Below are 20,610 nucleotides of genomic sequence, written 5' to 3' on the forward strand. Positions count from 1 at the left end.
AAATTTAAGGTCGCAGAGAATTGCGAATGAAGCTTTTTACCTCCTCTTTTCTCTCAGTTAATACGTGGTCAAACTGCTCATCAGGCACTTCTACTACCACAGTAAATATCGGTCGAATCAAAAATGGAAAGATGCACATCGCCAGGGTATTGATGAGTAGATGAATGGGATTCACCTTTCGAATCTTCCCCTCATTCCCTTCCATCATCACCTTCATAAAGAAATCCTGAAAATTTGGAAGCGTTGAGGTATTTTTTTTAATCTCTTCTATGAATCCTACACGTTTCTGTGCCAGCTCCATCATCATAAAAGTTGGCATATGAGGATTTTCAGTTATGGTATCGATATAGGTCTCGACAATCATATTAATCTTTTCCTCTACCGATCCATCAAAATTAATCGCTTCCGCCAAACGAGGGAGTACCATCCCAATGGTTTCGGAAACGATCACCCGATATAGTTTATCCTTGGACCTGAAATAATAATGTAAAAGAGCTTTGTTGATTCCAGCCTCATCCGCAATCTCTTGCATTCTCGCAGCTGCAAATCCTTTTTGAACAAAGATCTTTTTTGCTGCCTCAATTATACTTAACTCAGTCTCTCCCATACTTTAGTCAAACGGTTTAACCAACTGGTTAAATCAATTACGGAAAAGAATCAGGGAAGTTCAAGTTTTTCTTAAAAAAGTAGTAATGTGTTGTAGTGTTTTAGTATTGTAGTTCGTTTTTATCTGGGCTAAACTATAACACAACAACACCATAACACTTCCTCACGTCCAAAATTTCTTTACCTTTGCATCCATGCGAATCATTTTCATGGGCACCCCTGAGTTTTCTGTTCCCTCATTGGACATTTTGCATAAAAATGGGCATGAGGTAGTGGCTGTAGTCACAGCAGAAGATAAGCCTGCGGGTAGAGGTAGAAAGATCCGAAAGTCGGCCGTAAAGCAGTATGCAGAACAAGAAGAAATAAAGGTTTTGCAGCCTGGCAAACTTCGTGATCCGGAGTTCATACATGCATTGAGCGAACTAAAACCAGATCTTATGGTTGTAGTGGCTTTTCGAATGTTACCGGAAATGGTGTGGAGCATTCCCAGCATTGGCACCTTTAATTTACATGCTTCCCTCCTCCCTGATTATCGGGGAGCAGCTCCTATCAATTGGGCCATCATGAATGGGGAAGAAAAGACGGGAGCTACCACTTTTTTCATCGACAAGAAAATTGATACGGGTAATCTTTTGCTACAAAGAGAAATAGATATACCTGAGGATTGGACGGCTGGAGATTTGCATGATGAATTAATGGTCAAGGGTGCCGAACTGGTTTTAGAAACGGTAGAGGCATTGGAAGCCGGTACTATCGAGGCCAAAGCCCAGGATGATAGCCTGTTTCAAAATCATGCACCTAAAATCTTCAAAGAGGATTGTCGCATAGACTGGAATCGAGAGGCTTATAAAGTAAATAATTTCATCCGAGGTCTATCTCCCTATCCAACATCCTGGACAAAACTGGGAGAAAAAGTGTTGAAGATTTACAAGGCAGAAATCGCCCATCTTCATGGAGGAAATCTTCCGGGAAGTATTCACGTACAAGAAAACAAACTCTTCATTTCCTGTGCGGATGGATTACTGGAAATTAAAGAACTTCAATTGGAAGGGAAGAAACGGATGAAAACCGAAGATTTCCTGCGAGGATATAAACAAGAATTCGAGGCTGTATCATGACAAATTTTAGAAGTAAACACTATCCCAGAACCAGCAATGGCGTAATGGTCATGCAGGAATATGCTATGCAATACTATGCAGGCATCAACCTGATCATTATTCTGGGAGTCTTGCTCAAGCTCTATGGACCTTATGAAGGCAATATGCTTTACTTCGTGGTAATCGGGGAGGTGATAGCCCTGGCATTGGGAAATTTGCTGGCTTATGGCAGCATGAAAAGAAGCTACGCCGAGCTCTTTTTCCTCAAGGATCATTTCTCTGCCATTTCTGTTTATGATATGCTTTTCTCCAAGGACAAAGAGCCCACAGCTTTTCCCCTGATTTATGCCAATGCGCATTTGGATCCGGAGCAAAACAAAATGTCCTTCACCTTGCACGATCAGATCATCACCCTCCGTCGGGATAATTGGGAGGAGTTCGATTTAATCTATAACTATTTTATTGCGAAGACGATCTAAGCTGCAAGCGTATTTGGGTTTTAGGGTGTTAGTGTATTATTATTTACACCGGAACACTCTCTCGCTAAAACTCTAACACACAAACACTCTCCTCATATGGAAAAACAACGCTGTTCCTGGTGCACAAAGGACCAACTCTACATGGATTATCATGACAATGAATGGGGCATCCCCGAACATGATGATCAGAAACTATTTGAGATGATCAATCTGGAAGGTGCTCAGGCGGGATTGAGTTGGTATACAGTTTTGGTAAAAAGGGAAAACTACCGCAAGGCTTTTGACAATTTTGATCCCCAAAAGATTATCCAATATGATGAGGCAAAGATTCAGGAATTGCTTCAAAATCCCGGAATCATTCGCAATAAATTAAAGGTGCGAGGTGTAGTCAAGAATGCAAAAGCCTATTTAGGCATTCTGGAAGAATTTGGTAGTTTCAATGACTATATCTGGCAGTTTACCGAAGGAAAGACCATCGTCAATTCCTTCAAAGGAATGGAAGAGGCCATAGCTACGAGTCCAGAATCAGATGCCATGAGCAAAGCCCTCAAGAAACGGGGCTTTACCTTTGTCGGATCAACCATCTGTTATGCTTTTATGCAGGCATGTGGAATGGTCGATGATCACTTTGATTATTGCTGGAGGAGAAATTCCTAGAATCCCTGCGCACTATCATCCCCACGAGGATCTGCCCCACCTTCCAGACGACCATCTGGAAGAACCAGGATTGCATCCAAACGCCCTATCCCTCCTCTTTTCTGCATACTATGGCCCATTTCTCCGAGTTCCTGTAAAGCTTCCGGACTAAAGGCACCTTCTTCATAAAAAACGAGATTGGGTTTCCATTGATGATGAAAACGTGGGGCGGCAACAGATGCGTGCATACCCATACCGTAATCAATCACATTGATGATACTTTGAAATACAGAGGTAATGATGGTCGATCCTCCAGGAGTACCAGTTACCATAAAAAGCTTCCCATCTTTTGCAACAATGGTAGGTGTCATAGAACTCAACATTCGCTTACCAGGTTCGATGGCATTGGCTTCTGCTCCAATCAGGCCATATTTATTGGGTTCTCCCGGTTTAGAACTAAAGTCGTCCATCTCATTGTTCAGTATAAATCCTGCATCTCCCACAATCACACAAGCACCATATCCTCCATTTATGGTAGTGGTAACGGATACGGCATTCCCTTCCGCATCCACTACAGAAAAATGAGTCGTCTGCTCACTCTCTCTAATCATAGGAGCACCCGCATGTATGCTATCACTGGAACTCGCTACTTCTGGATCAAAATTCTCCATGCGAGAACTGATATAACGATCCTGTAAGAGGCCTTCGACAGGAACAGGATAAAAATCTTTATCACCCAGATGAGTTGCCCGATCTGCATAGACCCTTCTTTCTGCTTCTGTGATCAGGTGAGTGGCTTTTGTCCCATGATAAGTATAACTCCCAAGGGAAAAATTTTCTACACTCTCCAATAACTGTAGCAAAGCAATTCCTCCACTGGACGGAGGAGCCATACTGATGATATCATAGCCTCTGTAATCTCCCTGGATTGGTTCTCTCCATAGGGCTTCATACTCCTTCAAATCCTGCAGAGTCATGATCCCGTTTCCTCTTTGCATTTCCTCAACAATCAGTTTGGCCGTTTCTCCTTCATAAAAACCGGCATTCCCCTTATCGCGAATGCGAGTCAGAGTTGCAGCCAGATCAGACATAACTATTTTTTCCCCTGCTTTCCATTCCTCTTTTTCTTCAAATATGCTCGTTTGGGTATTGTATTTCGCAAAGCGTTCCTTCACCCTATTCAAGCCTTTAGCCTCTTTCTCTGTGAGATCAAAGCCATTTGCGGCAAGATCAATAGCGGGCTGAATCAAATCTTTCATGGGAAGGGATCCATACTTCTCATGGGCCTTGAACATACCATTTACAGATCCAGGAACTCCAGCTGCCAAATGTCCCAACCAACTGAGGTCAGCAATTACATCTCCCTTTCCATCCAGGTACATATCTCTATGTGCTGCTGCAGGTGCTTTTTCCCGAAAGTCCAGGGTATTCACCTCTCCATCCGCTTTACGGATTACCATGAATCCTCCCCCACCAATATTTCCAGCGGTAGGATAAACTACTGCCAGCGCATATTGAACAGCTATAGCTGCATCTATCGCATTGCCTCCTTGCTTCATAATATCTACTCCAACTTTAGAGGCTAGTGGATGAGCAGAAACTACCATCGCTTTATCAGCAATGAGCCCAATTTCGGCCTGGGTTTTTGTAGCCTGTGAATCTGAGAGTTTTTTACAGGATACAAATAGAAATAAGGTAGATAGGATAAGGTAGCGGTAGATAGAAGCCATAGCGTTTTAATAGAATTTTTGTTGAGCTCTAGATGTAGAATGAAAGGCAAGATAAGAAGGAATCCGCTTATTTTATCAGAGTCTAAAAACAGTGAACAGAATAAATCCGTACAAAAAGAAAGACGCGAACCGGGGAGATCCGCGCCATTAACCTAAGAATACTGTGAATGGTTACATCCCTGTTTGGAGGGAACTCTTCAAAGGGGTAAACCTTATAGTCCAAGTAAAAACGCCTCCTGATCAGGGGATACTTTTTGTTTTCCTCTGTCAATTCCATGATTGTGTAGGTTAAAAATCCTTAATGATTAATAGAAAATAATGACATTTTTTTCGCTTTTGTCTAAATAGATTAAAGCTAAAATTTACGAAAAAATTTCCTATAGACACATTTTTTGAGAATTAGCGCTAATTTGTCTAAATTTAGATTTATACAATTTTAGACAAAATCTTACAAGGGGCATGTCAAATTTTGCTAAAAGACGCATCTGGAAATATTTCCTGGTCTTAAATCCTGCTGAAAAACTCAAATTTGATGCCTGGTTGGGCCTTGAGTTACAGGATCGCCAGATTTCCGTTCAACGGCTATGGCAAAATTTACTATGCCTAGATAAAGCTGAAATTTCTTTGTCTTCTGAGGGCAAATACAGCATTGAGAAGAAACTTTGGTACAAGATCTATCCCGGTGAAGATTTTGATGATAGTCGTTTCCGCAAACTTTCAGAGCAGCTCATTCGACAGATCGAAGAGTTTTTAGCCATTGAAGGTTTTAGGAAAGACCGTACATCCAAAGATTTACACTTATTGCGGGAATTAGGCCTCAGAAATTCATTTCAGCTATTTCAGACTATCTATCGTAAGGTCAAGTCCAGGTTGAATCGACGAATCATACGGGATGAAAAATTCTTTAGAGATCATACCTTGTTTGACCGAGAGTTTCAAAAGAATAAGGCTAAGATTGGTTCACAAGTTAAGTTTGAGTTATCCGATTTTTTCCAATCATTTGATAAGTGGAGACTTACTGAACAGGCTAATATGATGATTTTTCAACTTTTCCAGCCAGCATCAGCTCCAACCCCTGTCGTACCTGCAGATTATTTTTTTAATCAATTAAAAAAACATCCTAAGTATGCACAGGAACCTTTGTTACACATTTATACCTTGCTATTTGAACTCCTTACAGGAAAGTCTGATAATTTTCCTATTTATTTTAATTCTCTTAAATCATACGCACAAAAAATTAATAGTGAAACTTTAAGATTCTTATATGTTGCAGCCTCAAATCATACGGCTAGAAAAGCCAGCAGGACGCGAGAACGTATTTATTATGAACAGTATGCTCAATTGATTGAATGGGGACTCCAAAAAGAACTCATACTAATCAATGGCGTACTTCCCAGTGGTGCTTATAAAAATATCATATCTACCAACCTGATCCTGGCTAAAAAAATGGATGGCACAGAACGTAATGAGCAGATTATCAAGGCAAAGCACTATCTGGAAGATTTGAAATTTTATTTACCTCGTAAAGATCAGGAAGATGCTTATCGTTTCAACAAAGCCTTCTATTTCTTCACCATTGGCCAATTCGAAAAAGTTGAAGGCAGTTTGGGTGGACAAGCCTATTTCAATCCAGGTTTCAATGCCCAGGGCCGACTTCTCGCCCTAATGGCACGATATGAGATGAAAGAGTTTACCTATCTCCCTACAGCCATCCGATCATTAAAAAGGTATATCCAGGTTCATATGAAAAAAGATCTCCCTTCAGGTGTATATAATTCCTTTATGCTCCACTTGAGATTTTTCAACCGCCTCGTCAATGCCTATACTTTTGAAGATTACCTCAAGTTGAAGAAAGCTGTAGAGAAAACTCCCAGAATATTCGAAAAGAACTGGTTGATCGAAAAAATCGATGAACGATTGCCAAGTAGTAAGCTATTATCAACTAACTGATACCAATTCCGCACTTACACCTTTATTAGTGTATATCCTGAAGCTATACAGGCCTGCATCAAGTTGAGGAATGAAAAGAAAACTTCCGTTAAAATTCCCGCTGAAATGTATAGTGCCTTGCATATCTACAATATCTATTTTAATCAAATCAGTCCCTGCCTCCTTTTGAATCCTTGCATAGTTCTGAACGGGATTAGGGCTAATAGAAATATTGGGTCCTTTATTTTGAGAAAGGAAAGAGTGAGTTGAATTTGTAGTTGAAGGGGCGAAATTGATGTCTTCCCATTCCAGGGTCATTTGTGCCGAAGCCTGACTTGCAGTAAAAGTTATCATTCCCAGGATTAAGCTCGCCAGGATCGTAAGTTTAAATATTGCTTTAGCTGCAGGGTTGAAAGTATTAGTTCTTGATTGCATGAGATATATTATTTTGTTGTCGATCTATTGTTTTGATGTCGTATGCAAGCTATTTCCGTATCCTCTTACATCAAGTCCGAATAATCGTAATTGTTGACAAATCCAATCGAAAATCGACTTGACAAGAATAATTGACAAATACGAAACAACACAAAAATGTCACAACAAAATAAACCCGTGAGAGAAATACTCCCACGGGCAATCATCATCAGCTTTGTCTCAATTAGAAAGCGACATTCATCCCCATTCGGAAATTGATAAACTTACTTTCCTCAGGTTTGATAAATGTCAGGATATTATCAGAGAGCATGTACAAATGGACAGGGCCCATTTTCAATAAAAGGTTTGCTCCCACATTTTGATAGCTTTTATTTATGGTGAAATAATTTACCCCCAGGCTCAGGATTTTACCCAAATCTTTGCTGGCACTCAGACCTACCGCTGTAGTGCTTCTTCCTCTATACCTTGTGCTATGTACCAAGGCTCCCAGACGCAATGAATTCAGGGGACTAAAGGTTCCACTCAAATAGTATTCGGTCGGTAGCTGCGTACGATAGCTCTCGTTAGAAGTCTGAACCATCAGGCCGGACACAAGAGAATCTACAAATTCCTCCATGGCTTCTTCATTTCCTTCACTGATCTCCATAGCATCTATCCCCTCAAAATTAATCTCTCCGGAAACTGCATAATTACTGACCTGATCTGTCCAATTGATAAACCCCAGATCCCTCACACTGGCAGAAAAGCTCAACTTATCATTGAGGTTGAATACAACTCCCAGATCTGCAGCAAATCCCTTATTGCCTGTCGTAGCATTGAGGGTAAATTCCGGCTGTAATTGATCCAGATCATCCAGGGAATTGATGCTTCCCATATTGAAGGTACTGGTATTGAATTGGACATCTGTGAGCAAACTCAGCTGATAGTATTCGGTGCCCGTTTGAAATTGAGCATTATTTCTGGATAAGGAAAAATCAGCTAGTCCAATCAGGTATTTCACTCTGGCACCAAACTGCAATTTCTTTTTGATGCGGATCGCACCGCTTATTCCAATTTCATGATAGGCAAATGCCTGAAAGTCGGGTCCAACCGATAAAGTTTGACCGATATAATCCCCATTTCCCTGCCAGGCCAGGCGAACTAGGTCCTTGGGGTAAGCAGCAAAGAAGCTCGCCCGCGTTCCTGTATTTACTCCCAATTGAAAGCCCCCTAAACGAAGTCCTACAGAAAGTATATCTGCATGCACTTTCCCTTTGAAGGTATTGTCCTCTCCTAATTGCGTCAGGACATTATCAATATCAACCCGGAATGAATCAGAACCATCTACAGGCTGAAGCAAATCACCAATCGTAAATCCGGAATGGGTAGCTCCCATACTTACTCCAGGCAAAGCGATGTTGATCTTCTTTTCGCTCATGAAAGCAGGATTGGTGTACTGGGATTGAATAGCCCCAGGCATAAAGTGTATGCCAAAATCCGTTTGAGCGAAAGTGAATACAGGTGCAAAAACCAGGAGTACAGCTAGAATATATAGAAATGCTTTACGCATGTATCTTTTGATTGAGTATAGCGTGAAAAGAATGAGTAAGAATTAGGGATTCAATTCTGCAAGTGCACCTAATTTGACCTTGAGATTGTAATCGTCGTAAAATTTTACTGGTACGCTGCCGGAATTGGTAGTTGCGATCTGGGCTTTTATTCGAATCTCTGCACTGTTTTGTAAACGATACCAACGCTCTGCAGTCAAAGCGATATCCAGCGTAGAACTGCTACTCTCGACAACCCGTCCAGTTTGATCCACAGAAGCTGCAGATAACAATTGGGCCGGACCATCAAAAAGAGAATCCTGAACAACTCCTTGCTCATCAAGGAAATATGCTTGCAAGACCAAATCAAGGGGAAATCCATTTTCAGTGATCAAAATGAGTTCGGCAGATTCGACCTGATCCATACTCGTCAGTTCTAATCCCAAATCCTGCTCAAGTGCAATTTCGCTCAATTGAATATCCAGGGGCACCTCTACCCTTAATCCCAAATCAAAGCCGCTATTGTCGAGCACGAAACCTATTTCCGAGCTATCTCCTTCCGGATGCAAAGTGGCAGAAAGATCATAAGATATCCCGCTGGGTTTGGAAGAAAGCAGATCTGCAATATTGGAGTTTTCATTATTGATCTCAATGATGGTTCGTGCGGAATTACCTATGGCTGCAAGATCAGGAAAGTTAATAGGCAAGCCATTTTCTAATCCAGTATGATCCAATGCAATCCTCCCTTGCGAAGTCTGTACTTCAAAGGTATTGGCTTGTACCTCTATAGGAACCCCATAGGTATTGTCGAGGGTAATACTGATGCGAGGGTCGTTGATCCTAAATTCCCCATCAATCAAATCCTCAAAAACATCCAATGAAATGGAATCTCCTCCGAGTTCTAAATCCTGAGTCCCGAGATAACCATTGATTTGATCATAATCCAGATCTGTGATCTCAAAAAAGAAATTTACCAGAGACTTTCTTTCGGCAGAACCGGTTGGCCTTGCGAAATATTTGAAAGTCATTCGCTCTGAACTCAAATCCAAATCATAGCCACTGAGATCCAGGGTACCGGCAAAGGTACCGGGCGCAGAAAAAGAAACGATCTGTTCGTAGGTTTGTCCATTTTGACTAGCCTCCGGGATTTGAACCACGAGTTCGTGATTTCCAATATCCACAGACTCGAAACTGTAATTGAGCAATCCTTGTTTGATCCCCAGAAGCTTGATTCCCTCTACAGGAAAGCCTATCTGTTGGGTAGTATCAAACATAGGAACCGGCAGATTGGGGAGAGAAAGCAAAGAGGTTCCACTTACACTTGCTAATTGATCTTCATAGACGAGGGACAAGAGGCCATCACTTTGGGTTTGGATATAGCTGTTGCTATCCAGGCGAGACAAAAGGTCCGCCATGGAAAACTCTGTATTCAAGATAGGTACAGCAAATTCCGGCTCCCATTGTGGTCCAATGATTTTATCTGATTTCTCAATCAGACTACAGGAAGCAAATAAAGTACCCAGGAATATGATGGCAAGGAATCGAGCACGGGTAAAAAAGTACTTCATGTACGGATAATTTTATTTTATCCAATACTACGTACTTTTTTTAATATGAAATAATCGATTTACCGAACAATATTACGCCTTAGTCCCCAACCACCAGCACTTTAATCGCACGTGTAAGCCCCGCAAAGATGCCGGTACCTCCCTGGATATTTGATTCAACCAGGGTAGGCTGTCCGAAGGGGCTTAGATTGGCCACAAAGGCTGCATCCGTGGTTTCTATAAAGCGATAATATTCAGGGGTAATATGAATAGTTGTTGCCGTAACGGTATCTCCTACTTCAAATTCAAAATCGGTTCCTACCGTAATCAATTGCCCATTTTCGATATCATCATCAATGATAAAGTCCTGGATTTCTTCCGTAGTCAGGGTAGAATCGATTACATTTCCATTTTCATCGAATTCCTTTTCGTATAGGGTTTTGTCTAACAAGCGTCGGTAAAAATTAACCTCATCAGCCGGATCGTCCCATTTAGTCAATACAAAGGCCAGAGAGTCTTCCTCATCAAAGCGATATTCCATGGTATCTATAGGGATAGGTCTCGGAATAAAGCTGCTTGCATTCAATTCCTGCCCCTCCTGAGTCTTTATTTCCAGCTTGAACTCTGTATTGTATAATTCAGGTACCGTAAGAGGACTTGCATAAATAAAGAGGGAATCTCCAATAATGGGAGTCAGGATTCGCAAGAAACTGGTATCGATGATGTCATTATTGGGAAGGTTTATATCAACCGGCACAGCAAATGGAATTAATACTACTTCCTGATCATCATATTTGATGGTCACTTCCGCATTTTTCACAAAGCGAATCTCACTACTACCGAGATAACTTACACTTTCCACCAGTATTGCGGAAAAAGGTAAACCAGGCTCCAGGTAGGATTCGACCACTACTCCCGGTTCAAATTCCGGAAGATTCAGGTCTACTTCCTGCTGGAGGCTACAAGCCATAAAGAGAAAGAGGGGGGAGAGGAATAACAATGATTTTATATATCTACTCATGACGAGAATTCTATTTGAATATTGGGGAAATTAGAATCTGAAATTATAGGTAATTGAGGGAATGACCGGAAAAAGAGCTACTTGTTTTGCGACTTGATCAATCGGAATGCCTGCCTCATTTTCCTGGGTTTCAAAAAACACGAAATAGGGATTCCTTCGATTGTAGGCATTATACGCACTAATTGTCAGATCTGCTTCTCCCCATTTAGGAAAGAGTTTATAGATTACTCCAACATCCAATTTGTGATAAGCCGGTAAACGAAAGCTGTTTCTTTTCTGAAAGATCGGAGTGATCTGAGGGATTTCCAGATCCGGTCCAAAAAGCGGGAACCTTCCGATAGGTAAAGTGGTTGGGGTTCCGCTCCGATACTCCCAGGAGGAACTAAAACTCCATCTTCTGCTAAGTTCGTAAATTCCTACGATGGAGATATCATGTCTTTTATCATTGACGGGATTGAAACGCTCTCCATCATTGATGGCATTATCCGGAATAAACTCTCCATTTTCATTTACCCCATCAAACTCTCTCCAGGACCAGGAAATTGTATATCCGATCCAACCAGTCAGTCTGCCATTCTTTTTCTCCAGGTAAAACTCATTTCCATAAGCATATCCTTCGCCGAATACGAATTCTGTATCCAAATCATCATTGACAAAAAGATCCGCACCATTTCGGAAGTCGATGGAATTACGTAACCATTTATAATAAACCTCATTGCTCAGGAGATAATCATCTCCTAAAGTCAGGGTAATTCCTACAGCTACCTGATCAGAAAGTTGAGGTTTCACTCTTTCATTAGAAGGATACCAAACGTCTGTAGGAAGCGTAGCCCCACTATTGGCTACCAAATGCAGATACTGAGCCATACGAGCATAGCTGGCTTTTAGGGAAACATTCTTTCCCACAGTCCACCTTAATGCTGCCCGAGGTTCCGGATTTGCATAAGTAACTCCATCACTGTTAAATCCGGAAAGCCGAAGCCCTACATTCAATTTCAATTTATCATTGAACTCAATATCATCCGCGATATAAGCCCCAAATTCCGTTGCATAAAAAGTATTACCTGCCGTAAAGCTAAAGGTACTGTCCTCGGCTCCTGCATTCAGTCTACCAACTGTGAAAGTATGGTAAATAGCTTTTGCTCCAAACTTTACGGTATGTTTATTATCAGGAATCCAGGTAAAGTCAGTACTCACCGTCTGATCAGTGATATCCGATCCCAGCTCAAAAGCAAAGATGTCAAACTGATTGGTGATTTTATATCGATAATCACTGGCTCCTACCGCAATATTCATGAAAAGGCGGGGAGAAAAGAGATGATTCCATCGAAGGGTAGCATTTGAATTCCCCCAGAAAAATTTGAAGTCAAAATTCCCATCATTAAAGGTAAACTGATCTCGGCCAAAGTATCCACTCAGGAAGAGTTGATTATTTTCATTGAGCTGGTAATTGGCTTTTGCATTGAGGTCATAAAAGAAATAATCGGGAATAGGATTGAAGTCCGGCTCATCTTCCAGTGCTCGGTTTATCTGTCGGGTAATGAGGTCCACATAGGTTCTTCTGCCTGAGACCATAAAGGAGCCTTTATCCTTGACAATCGGACCTTCCAGCGTAAGACGAGAGGCGATCAATCCCAAGCCTCCTGAACCGGAAAACTTCTTATTGTTCCCTTCATTCATCTTTACATCAATGACAGAGGAAAGTCTCCCTCCGTATTGGGCTGGGAAGCCTCCTTTGTAAAGCTTCACATCCTTTACCGCATCAGAATTAAAAGTACTGAAGAAACCAAAGAGGTGAGAAGGATTATATAAAACGGTATTGTCGAGCAAAACGAGGTTCTGATCGGGACCGCCTCCTCTTACAAATATACCCGAACTACCTTCACTTCCCGAACTTACTCCGGGTTTTAGTTGCAGGGTTTTGATGATATCCACTTCCCCAAGGAAGGCTGGAATCTTTTTGGCGTCTCGCATACTGAGACGCTCAACACTCATTTGAGTAGAACTCAATTGTTCCTCAAATCCCTCGGCTTCAATGACTACCTCCTCCAGGACTTTGAAGTCCAGGTTTATATCTATGCTCAGATCTTTGTTGAGCAGAATAGAGCGTGTTTGTCGTTCGTAACCGGAAAAAGAAAATACAAGTTCCAGAGAATCTGAGTTTGCCGGAAGAGTGAGGGAATAAAAACCGTATTCGTTGCTGTATGTACCTTTTTTGAGGGAGGGGACTGCTATTGTCGCTCCAATCAAACTTTCACCTGAAGAGGCTTCATATATATACCCACTGATGGTAAATTTATCTTGCGCTAAAAGTGTAAATGGTAAACTTGCTACTAAAATTAAGACGAAGAAGTGCTTCATAAGGAATAAACAGGTTGATGTATTTTTGGGTTTACATTCTAATGAAACGACAATCTCAAGACAATGTTAGGGCAAAAAGAAGGGGATTCTGATTATCGTTCCCTTAAGAGGTCGTCTGAGTCTCCTACTTCTTACAAAAATATGTGTATATTTTGCGCTAAAGGTCTGAAAATCTTTGGGTTAGAGGTACAATATTTGCGCAAAAAAAGAAAATCCCTGTCTCATGAAACTTTACAAATACCTGTTATTCATTCTCTTTACTTTTTTCTTGCTCGTATTTTTCCTCGAATTATCATCTTTTTCCGATGGCCCTCCTGCCAGTCGAACCGCTGCACCGGGCGAACTCAACTGTAGCAATGGCTATTGCCACAATAGTTTTTCTCTCAATTCAGGACCGGGAATGGCTTCTCTCAGTGGTGATATATTTGAAAATGGCTTCCGTGCGGGTCAAACTTATACCATTACTGCCAAAGTCAAACAAGATGGACAGCAAAGATTCGGCTTTATGGTTATGGCTTATGATTCTTTGGGACAAATTTCCGGAGGATCGGTAAGTTTGGCTGAACCGGATAGAACCCAACTCACAGAAAATCAGGCAGGGGACAGAATCTATGTTTCTCATGATCCGGCTAATATCACCTCTGATTCCAGCGAGTGGACATTCAACTGGACAGCTCCCAATACAGAATCTACTCCTGAGGAGATCTCTTTTTATGCAGCTTTCGTAGCAGCTAACAACAACAACAACTCAGCCGGAGATTATGTCTATGCTATCAGGGCTGATGCTGGACTGGATAGTAGCTGGGCTACGCCAATCGCACATGAACTCAGCAATCAGGACGTAAAAATCAGCTTTGATCATGTTTCTGGAAGAATTCAGGTCGAGAGTCAGCAAAGCTCCGGGAAAATGACCCGAATAGAAGTTGTAAGTTTAAACGGTCAGCTTTCCTATAAGAATGAAGCTTATTTACTACCCTATATCCCGTATAACGTTCATACGAAAGCCTGGGCAGGTGGAATCTATATCCTCAAAATCCAGCAGGCTGATAAGTTTCGAGCAGAGAAATTCCGCCTAATTCGGTAAAAAATTTCGCATAGAGGAAAGAAGGTCCGGAAATTGACATTACAGACAAGTAAAATATTGTTTATCTTCGTAGTCTCGATAAAGAATCATCATTAAAATAAATATGAGAGTTTTCATTATAGTAGCTATTATCAGTCTGGCTTTGATGTCATGTGAATCTACCGGTGGCAGTAGTACAGAAATCAGTGACAAGACAGATAGTATCTCATATGCGCTTGGAAGAGATATTGCCAATTCTTTCCAAAAGCAATCCGTGGCCTTATCTCCAGAAGCTTTTTATACAGGTCTGAAAGAATCCCTGCAAGAAAATAAAAGCTTGACAGATGCAGATATTCAGCAACTTATTTTTGCTTTTCAAACTGAAATGCGAATGAAGCAAATGCAGCAGCAAGGCAGCAGAAAAATGGCTAATGTAAGCACAGGTCAATCTGCTCCTGAAATCAGCCTGGATACTCCTGATGGCGAGAAACTGAGTCTCAGTGACCTGAAAGGAAAGTATGTTCTGGTAGATTTTTGGGCTAGCTGGTGCAAGCCTTGTAGACTGGAGAATCCAAATGTGGTAAGAGCTTATAATAAATACAAAGACAAAGGCTTTGAGATTTTAGGCGTAAGCCTCGATCGCAATAGAGATCGTTGGTTGCAAGCAATCGCAGCTGATGGACTTAGCTGGAAGCATGTAAGCGACCTCAAGTATTTCCAAAGCAAAGCAGCTGTTGATTATGGAGTGTCTGCGATTCCTTTCACTGTGCTGGTTGACAAGGATGGAAAGATCATTGCTCAAAACCTCAGAGGAGCTAGCCTGGAGAAAAAACTTGAAGAGCTTCTGGGAGCATAAATAAAAAATAACATAAACGAAAAAAGCCGGCTGAATCAGCCGGCTTTTTTCATATGAAATATTTCTATCCTTACGCAAAGTGTGTCTCACGAACTTTATCCAGCGTAGCCTTATTCAAAGGCTTGATGATATAGTCCGTTACGTTTGCGTATTCGGAGGATTTCGCGATATCTCTCTTATATACAGAGGACGAAAGGATAAACAGTTTTACTTCCTTATTGAAGCCTGAAGCAAGCTTGTTGTATTCTTCCAGAAATTCCCATGCATTCATGAGAGGCATATTGATATCCAGGAAAATTACATCGGGAATCTCTTCGGGACTGGCATTTTTCAATTCTTCCAAGCCATCTTTTCCTCTTAGACAGAAACTGGCCTCATCGGAAAATCCTGAATCCTTGAGGTTTTTGACGCAGATGAAGTTGTTTATTTCATCATCGTCTATAATCATTACACGATTTACAACTGACATATTGGGTTAATATCTTCATTTAGAATTTAAAAGTACAACAGCTTGACTCACAAGACAATAACTTTCCACTTAAATTCTATCATGGACTTTTTGAGGTAAGAAATATACATGATTAATTCAAATTAACAAGCTTTCAGGCACTAATTTGCTTTAGAAACCTAAGTACCAAAACAAAAGGAATTAACAGAAGCGCATTAACCTGCAACCTTGTCTCATGAAAAAATTTCGCTCATTTTTACTGACCCAGGCTTTCCAGGAGCATACCAGCTTGTTAACCATCCTTAGCTATCTTCTTACCTATTTAGCCGTACTCGGACTCGGCTGGGCCGAAAAATCAGGCAGCATCAGTTGGCATTGGAAGCTATCCATCCTCTTATTTTCTTCCATCCTTTTTGTAATAGCTCTTACTCGAAATTTCAATTATGAAAAGACGGCAAAAAAGCAGCAGGATGAGGATGATGAACGTGAAGCTTTGGAAGAAAAGTTTCGTTTTTTAGAAAAAGAAAGACAGGATGCTGTAAATGCTAACCAAGCAAAATCGCGTTTCCTCGCCCAGATGAGTCATGAGATCAGAAATCCTCTAAACTCTATATTGGGATTTTCAGAGATGCTGGCTAAAAGGAAGTTAGATACTAAATCCAAAAAATTTGTTGATCTCATTTCTCAATCAGGAGATGGCCTTATGCTTTTGCTAAATGATATCCTCGACCTCAACAAAATCGGGGAAGGCAAACTAAACATGGAATCTGTGGCCTTCCATTTCAAAGAGGTCATTTCCTCCAGCCTACTTCCTTATGAGTATGAAGCAGCGCAAAAGAATATTCAATTTGAGCTGATCTTCGACCCAAAACTACCGGATATGCTGATAGCTGATCCTTATCGATTGAGGCAAATTCTTCAAAACCTGATAAGTAATTCGATGAAATTTACCCAGGCTGGCAAGATCAGGGTTCAATTCATTCATCAGGGTCAAAAGGAAGGAAAAGTCTGGATCAGAACTCTTGTAAGTGATACCGGTATCGGAATCGATCCTCAAAAATTAAATAGGATTTTCAATCCATTCGTTCAGAGTGAAGAATCTACCACCCGGAAATTTGGGGGCTCAGGATTAGGGCTTACTATCGTCTCAGAACTTGTCAGACTTATGGGGGGAGAGATAGGCGTCCAAAGTCCAAATCCTCAATTCCTCAGTGATAAGGGAGGCCCGGGTACTCAATTTCATTTTGATGTATCGCTGCCTTATGCGAAAAGTAATTTTACTCCAGCAAAGATGGCAAGTGTTAAAGAATTAGAGGAAACCCTTGTTTTACCCCAAGCTATCCATGTACTGGTAGCTGAAGACAATACTGTCAATCAGGTGCTTTTTCAAAGTTTCCTGGAAGGAATGGGGGTAACTTCAGATGTGGTAGAAAATGGACAGGAAGCCATTCGAGCATTATGTGGAAAGACAGATTATGATCTGGTCTTTATGGATATTCAAATGCCCTTGATGGATGGTTTGCAAGCCAGTAAAAGTATCCGCCGAGATCTGGAGTCCAGTATCCCTATCATAGGAGCAACGGCAAACGCATTTAAAGAGGACATTCGCATAGCCCTTCAGTCAGGCATGAATGATTACATTCCCAAGCCCTTTCGTCAGAAAGATCTCTATGACAAAATTTTGAAATGGGCTGTGAAGGATTTAGCCAGTTCCTAGAGCTTGGATCCCAATACGCTGGATTTGAAGGAATAGAGATTGACCATCAGGAATATCAGGATGGTGAAACTCAAAAATGAGGACCCTCCATAGCTAAAAAAAGGCAGAGGTATCCCAATGACGGGCATGAGTCCTACCGTCATCCCCACATTTACCAGGACATGGAAGAAGAGGATCGATATGATGCCATAGCCGTAAATACGGGAAAATTTTGTCTTCGAATTTTCTGCCATGATTTTTATTCGCCAGATCAGGGCAAAGAATAGCATCAATACAAAACTGGAACCCAGCCAGCCCAATTCTTCTCCAACTGTGCAGTAGATAAAATCGGTCTCCTGCATGGGGACAAATTTCGATTTGGTATACTCTCCCTGCTTATAGCCTTTTCCCGTCAGGCCTCCTGAACCAATGGCAATCTTTGACTGGATTACATTGTATCCAACTCCTTGTGGATCTATGGTTGGATTGAATAAGACAAATATACGATTCTGTTGGTGTTGAGGAAGTTTGTCCACGATAAAGTCAACACTAAACACATAACCTGACATGATCCCACTTACAATGAGGTAGATCATCAAATCTCTCCCCCAACTCCTTTTATTGAAACTAAGGGCAAAGCTGATCCCGGCAAGGATCAGCAATCCTAAACAAATCCATATCGGTTTGCCCAGCCATAAGGTAATTACCGCCAAAGCTGCCAGTAGAATCAGCAAAGCCGGTATCAACCAATTCAGTCCTTCCCGATAAAAAACAATCAATAAACTAAAAAAAACGAGGGCAGAACCTGTGTCATTTTGCAGGATTACGATTATTGCTGGTAGAATGACAATCCCAATCGCGATTGCTAGAGAACGGGTATTGTTAAGTGAAAAGCCTATGGACGACATGAATCGCGCCAGGGCAAGCGCAGTTGCTATTTTTGCTACCTCTGCGGGCTGGAAGGAAAAGCCAAATAAGGGTAACCAATTAAGGGCACCATTGACCCTTTTCCCCAGCAAAAAGACCAATAGCAATAAAAATATACTTACGCCATATAGTAAATAGCTGATCCCTTCAATAAATCGTAAGTCCAGAAAGAGAATTAAAACAGCAGCTACAATAGAAACACAAACAAAGATCAGCTGCTTTCCATGGGCAGTACTTAGAAAAGGTAAGGCATCGTCATAGGAAAAATAGGAAACAGCAAATACCGTTGACCAGCCCACAATGGCCAGCATCATGTATAAAAATATCGTTATCCAATCCAGATCAAATCCTTTTCTATTCATCTTGCTCTCCTAGTATTTGAATCGGGCTTGTTTAATACGTTGATATTCCCACTTCTTCTGTTCAATCTTTTTCGCAAGGAATTGCTCCATTAAGATTCCTGCCGTAGGTGCGGCCCATCTACCTCCCCCTCCTGCATTTTCTATTACGACTGCTATCGCAATCTGAGGATTTTCTACCGGAGCAAAACCGATAAAGACCGAATGATCTTCTCCATGTGGATTCTGTACAGTTCCAGTCTTTCCTGCTACTCGGAATCCTTCCAGATAAGCCCTTCTTCCTGTACCCGCTTCCACCCCTTCTTCCATGGCCATAATCACATCCTCAAAATGCTGACGGTTGATCTGGGTGGAAACCGTTTCCTGAGGAATCATTTCCCAAGGTTGATTACGTGAGCTTCTGGTCGCACGTAAAAAATGCGGCGGTACATAAGTTCCACGATTTGCAACCAGGGCAGAGAGATTAGCCATCTGCAGAGGCGTCATCAATAGTTCTCCCTGACCAATGGCATTACTGATAACCGTAGTTGCACTCCAGCGATTTTTCCCATACCAGTACTTCTCATTGTCATACATGCTGGAAGCGGGTAATTGACCTGGCTTTTCATAAGGCATATCCACATCCAGTGTTTTACCCACCCCCATCACTGACATATAGCGATGCCAGGTTTCAAAACCCTTATACATGTCATTGTAAATGGGGCTGTCGAGAAAATCCATATAGGTAGCTGCGAAGTAACTATTGCAGGATAGCTTGATCGCATCTTTTAATTTCAAAGGGTGGTAGTGTAAACGGCAACCGGGTTTGCCTTTATTCCTCCAAAATCCTCCTCCACAACGATAATAAGTGTCTTTGGTAATGACACCTTCGTTCAGAGCAGCCAATGCCAGAGGAATTTTGAAAATAGATCCCGGAGGATATTCTGCCATCAGCGGGCGGTTGAATAAAGGATACAAGGAATCCTTTTGCAAAGCCTTCCAATTGCTATTGAGTTCCTTTCCGGTAAGCTGATCGGGCTGATAGGTCGGCGCGCTGATAAAAGCCAGGATTTCTCCAGAACGAGGTTCTATAGCAACAATGCTCCCTTTCTTCATCTCCATCAACTCCTCTCCAATCGCCTGAAGATCTGTATCTACTCCCAGCAGGATATCATCACCTTTGACTGCTTCAATGTCAAATTTTCCTCCTGCATACTCACCTACTTCCCGGCTGTATTTATCTTTTTGAACTTTCCTTTTCCCAACTACCCCCCTAAGGATAGTATCCAGACTCCTTTCAATCCCTGCTTTTCCAATTAAATCCCCAGGCTCATACCTACCCTCTGAGTTTCTCAATTCCCGCTGGTTAACTTCACTTACATAGCCTAAAATATGCGCCCCCACGCCGTACTGATAATTCCGGCGATTATTTGCCTGAAAATCCAGTCCTCCAAAGTCCCAGAGTTTTTCCTGCATGGCCCCGTACTCACCCGGTTCGATATGCCGCAGCAAAACGGACTCCTTAAGACTCTCCGCTCGGCTTTTACTTCTGGCTTTCAAAAGCGAATCAAAAGCCGGCCAGCTCATATCTATAAAATCCAACAATACGGAAGTATCCTCAGCTGGAATGTACAATTCGGAAGGAGTCAGGGTCAGAGAAAACATGGGCCGATTGCTCACATAGATTTCTCCTTTGCGATTGTAAATATTGCCCCGGGGAGGTACCACGGATTTGGTACGAACGATATAAGACTGTGCTTTCTGTGCATATTCATCACTCAAGACCTGTATAGAAAACAGGCGAATAACGAATACCATAAAGATCAAAAAGATCAGTCCAATAATCACATTTCCTCTATGCACAAAATTATCCATGCAAGCCTTTTTTGGTAGCTTTTTCGTCTAAATTCCCTTT

Annotated in this window: 16 protein-coding genes and 2 pseudogenes; 8 read left to right on the forward strand and 10 right to left on the reverse strand. The window is 41.6% G+C overall.

The window, feature by feature from the left end; translation table 11 throughout:
• Nucleotides 1–4: 4 nt before the first annotated feature.
• Nucleotides 5–607, reverse strand: coding sequence for a helix-turn-helix domain-containing protein (locus R8P61_20900; GenBank protein ID MDW3649542.1), 603 nt, complete (start codon nt 605–607; stop codon nt 5–7).
• Nucleotides 608–800: 193 nt separating this feature from the next.
• On the opposite strand from R8P61_20900, the gene fmt reads away from it, so the two are divergent.
• The 3 genes from fmt (at nt 801) to R8P61_20915 (ending at nt 2,839) form a co-directional block, all read left to right on the forward strand.
• Entirely contained in the window at nt 801–1,724 is a 924-nt protein-coding gene (fmt, locus tag R8P61_20905) for a methionyl-tRNA formyltransferase (GenBank protein MDW3649543.1), read from the forward strand.
• Entirely contained in the window at nt 1,721–2,182 is a 462-nt protein-coding gene (locus tag R8P61_20910; protein ID MDW3649544.1) for a hypothetical protein, read from the forward strand. Before fmt ends, R8P61_20910 begins: the two co-directional genes overlap by 4 nt.
• A 96-nt stretch (nt 2,183–2,278) precedes the next feature.
• Nucleotides 2,279–2,839, forward strand: coding sequence for a DNA-3-methyladenine glycosylase I (locus R8P61_20915; GenBank protein MDW3649545.1), 561 nt, complete (start codon nt 2,279–2,281; stop codon nt 2,837–2,839).
• Here the strand turns inward: R8P61_20915 and ggt are convergent.
• Entirely contained in the window at nt 2,836–4,425 is a 1,590-nt protein-coding gene (gene ggt, locus R8P61_20920; protein MDW3649546.1) for a gamma-glutamyltransferase, read from the reverse strand. The genes R8P61_20915 and ggt overlap by 4 nt on opposite strands.
• A gap of 582 nt (nt 4,426–5,007) precedes the next feature.
• Here ggt and R8P61_20925 point away from each other — a divergent pair.
• Complete coding sequence (locus tag R8P61_20925) at nt 5,008–6,498, forward strand: hypothetical protein (GenBank protein ID MDW3649547.1); 1,491 nt, start codon at nt 5,008–5,010, stop codon at nt 6,496–6,498.
• Here the strand turns inward: R8P61_20925 and R8P61_20930 are convergent.
• From R8P61_20930 to R8P61_20950, 5 genes are all read right to left on the reverse strand, one after another.
• Entirely contained in the window at nt 6,487–6,912 is a 426-nt protein-coding gene (locus R8P61_20930) for a T9SS type A sorting domain-containing protein (protein MDW3649548.1), read from the reverse strand. The genes R8P61_20925 and R8P61_20930 overlap by 12 nt on opposite strands.
• A 223-nt stretch (nt 6,913–7,135) precedes the next feature.
• On the reverse strand, nt 7,136–8,461 hold the full coding sequence (locus tag R8P61_20935; protein ID MDW3649549.1) for a DUF5723 family protein: 1,326 nt from the start codon (nt 8,459–8,461) through the stop codon (nt 7,136–7,138).
• 42 nt (nt 8,462–8,503) lie between these two features.
• Nucleotides 8,504–10,006 (reverse strand): hypothetical protein, encoded by a 1,503-nt coding sequence (locus R8P61_20940; GenBank protein MDW3649550.1) that lies wholly within the window; start codon nt 10,004–10,006, stop codon nt 8,504–8,506.
• Nucleotides 10,007–10,085: 79 nt separating this feature from the next.
• Complete coding sequence (locus tag R8P61_20945) at nt 10,086–11,006, reverse strand: DUF4249 family protein (GenBank protein ID MDW3649551.1); 921 nt, start codon at nt 11,004–11,006, stop codon at nt 10,086–10,088.
• A 30-nt stretch (nt 11,007–11,036) separates the two neighbouring features.
• Entirely contained in the window at nt 11,037–13,367 is a 2,331-nt protein-coding gene (locus tag R8P61_20950; protein ID MDW3649552.1) for a TonB-dependent receptor, read from the reverse strand.
• Between the two features lie 223 nt (nt 13,368–13,590).
• Here R8P61_20950 and R8P61_20955 point away from each other — a divergent pair, with 223 nt between their 5' ends.
• The 3 genes and pseudogenes from R8P61_20955 (at nt 13,591) to R8P61_20965 (ending at nt 15,286) form a co-directional block, all read left to right on the forward strand.
• Nucleotides 13,591–14,451, forward strand: a complete 861-nt coding sequence (locus R8P61_20955; GenBank protein MDW3649553.1) for a choice-of-anchor V domain-containing protein — start codon at nt 13,591–13,593, stop codon at nt 14,449–14,451.
• A gap of 145 nt (nt 14,452–14,596) precedes the next feature.
• Nucleotides 14,597–14,845, forward strand: a pseudogene (locus R8P61_20960) (FKBP-type peptidyl-prolyl cis-trans isomerase N-terminal domain-containing protein).
• Nucleotides 14,846–14,863: 18 nt separating this feature from the next.
• Nucleotides 14,864–15,286: pseudogene (locus R8P61_20965) on the forward strand (TlpA disulfide reductase family protein).
• A gap of 70 nt (nt 15,287–15,356) precedes the next feature.
• Here the strand turns inward: R8P61_20965 and R8P61_20970 are convergent.
• Nucleotides 15,357–15,755, reverse strand: a complete 399-nt coding sequence (locus R8P61_20970) for a response regulator (protein MDW3649554.1) — start codon at nt 15,753–15,755, stop codon at nt 15,357–15,359.
• Between the two features lie 214 nt (nt 15,756–15,969).
• Between R8P61_20970 and R8P61_20975 the strand changes: the two genes are divergently transcribed.
• Complete coding sequence (locus tag R8P61_20975; protein MDW3649555.1) at nt 15,970–17,451, forward strand: ATP-binding protein; 1,482 nt, start codon at nt 15,970–15,972, stop codon at nt 17,449–17,451.
• Here R8P61_20975 and rodA read toward each other — a convergent pair.
• Nucleotides 17,448–18,719, reverse strand: coding sequence for a rod shape-determining protein RodA (gene rodA / locus R8P61_20980; GenBank protein ID MDW3649556.1), 1,272 nt, complete (start codon nt 18,717–18,719; stop codon nt 17,448–17,450). The genes R8P61_20975 and rodA overlap by 4 nt on opposite strands.
• Before the next feature lie 9 nt (nt 18,720–18,728).
• Nucleotides 18,729–20,570, reverse strand: a complete 1,842-nt coding sequence (locus R8P61_20985; protein MDW3649557.1) for a penicillin-binding transpeptidase domain-containing protein — start codon at nt 20,568–20,570, stop codon at nt 18,729–18,731.
• Nucleotides 20,571–20,610 lie beyond the last annotated feature (40 nt).

The sequence above is a fragment of the Bacteroidia bacterium genome, from assembly GCA_033391075.1.
GTDB lineage: Bacteria > Bacteroidota > Bacteroidia > J057 > J057 > JAWPMV01.

Coding starts and splice junctions, on each gene's coding strand:
- R8P61_20935 (MDW3649549.1), bottom strand. CDS start 8,461: ATGCGTAAAGCATTTCTATATATTCTAGCTGTACTCCTGGTTTTTGCA.
- R8P61_20975 (MDW3649555.1), top strand. CDS start 15,970: ATGAAAAAATTTCGCTCATTTTTACTGACCCAGGCTTTCCAGGAGCAT.
- ggt (MDW3649546.1), bottom strand. CDS start 4,425: ATGGTAGTTTCTGCTCATCCACTAGCCTCTAAAGTTGGAGTAGATATT.
- R8P61_20910 (MDW3649544.1), top strand. CDS start 1,721: ATGACAAATTTTAGAAGTAAACACTATCCCAGAACCAGCAATGGCGTA.
- R8P61_20925 (MDW3649547.1), top strand. CDS start 5,008: ATGTCAAATTTTGCTAAAAGACGCATCTGGAAATATTTCCTGGTCTTA.
- R8P61_20900 (MDW3649542.1), bottom strand. CDS start 607: ATGGGAGAGACTGAGTTAAGTATAATTGAGGCAGCAAAAAAGATCTTT.
- R8P61_20930 (MDW3649548.1), bottom strand. CDS start 6,912: ATGCAATCAAGAACTAATACTTTCAACCCTGCAGCTAAAGCAATATTT.
- R8P61_20970 (MDW3649554.1), bottom strand. CDS start 15,755: ATGTCAGTTGTAAATCGTGTAATGATTATAGACGATGATGAAATAAAC.
- R8P61_20985 (MDW3649557.1), bottom strand. CDS start 20,570: ATGGATAATTTTGTGCATAGAGGAAATGTGATTATTGGACTGATCTTT.
- R8P61_20940 (MDW3649550.1), bottom strand. CDS start 10,006: ATGAAGTACTTTTTTACCCGTGCTCGATTCCTTGCCATCATATTCCTG.
- R8P61_20945 (MDW3649551.1), bottom strand. CDS start 11,006: ATGAGTAGATATATAAAATCATTGTTATTCCTCTCCCCCCTCTTTCTC.
- R8P61_20955 (MDW3649553.1), top strand. CDS start 13,591: ATGAAACTTTACAAATACCTGTTATTCATTCTCTTTACTTTTTTCTTG.
- rodA (MDW3649556.1), bottom strand. CDS start 18,719: ATGAATAGAAAAGGATTTGATCTGGATTGGATAACGATATTTTTATAC.
- R8P61_20950 (MDW3649552.1), bottom strand. CDS start 13,367: ATGAAGCACTTCTTCGTCTTAATTTTAGTAGCAAGTTTACCATTTACA.
- fmt (MDW3649543.1), top strand. CDS start 801: ATGCGAATCATTTTCATGGGCACCCCTGAGTTTTCTGTTCCCTCATTG.
- R8P61_20915 (MDW3649545.1), top strand. CDS start 2,279: ATGGAAAAACAACGCTGTTCCTGGTGCACAAAGGACCAACTCTACATG.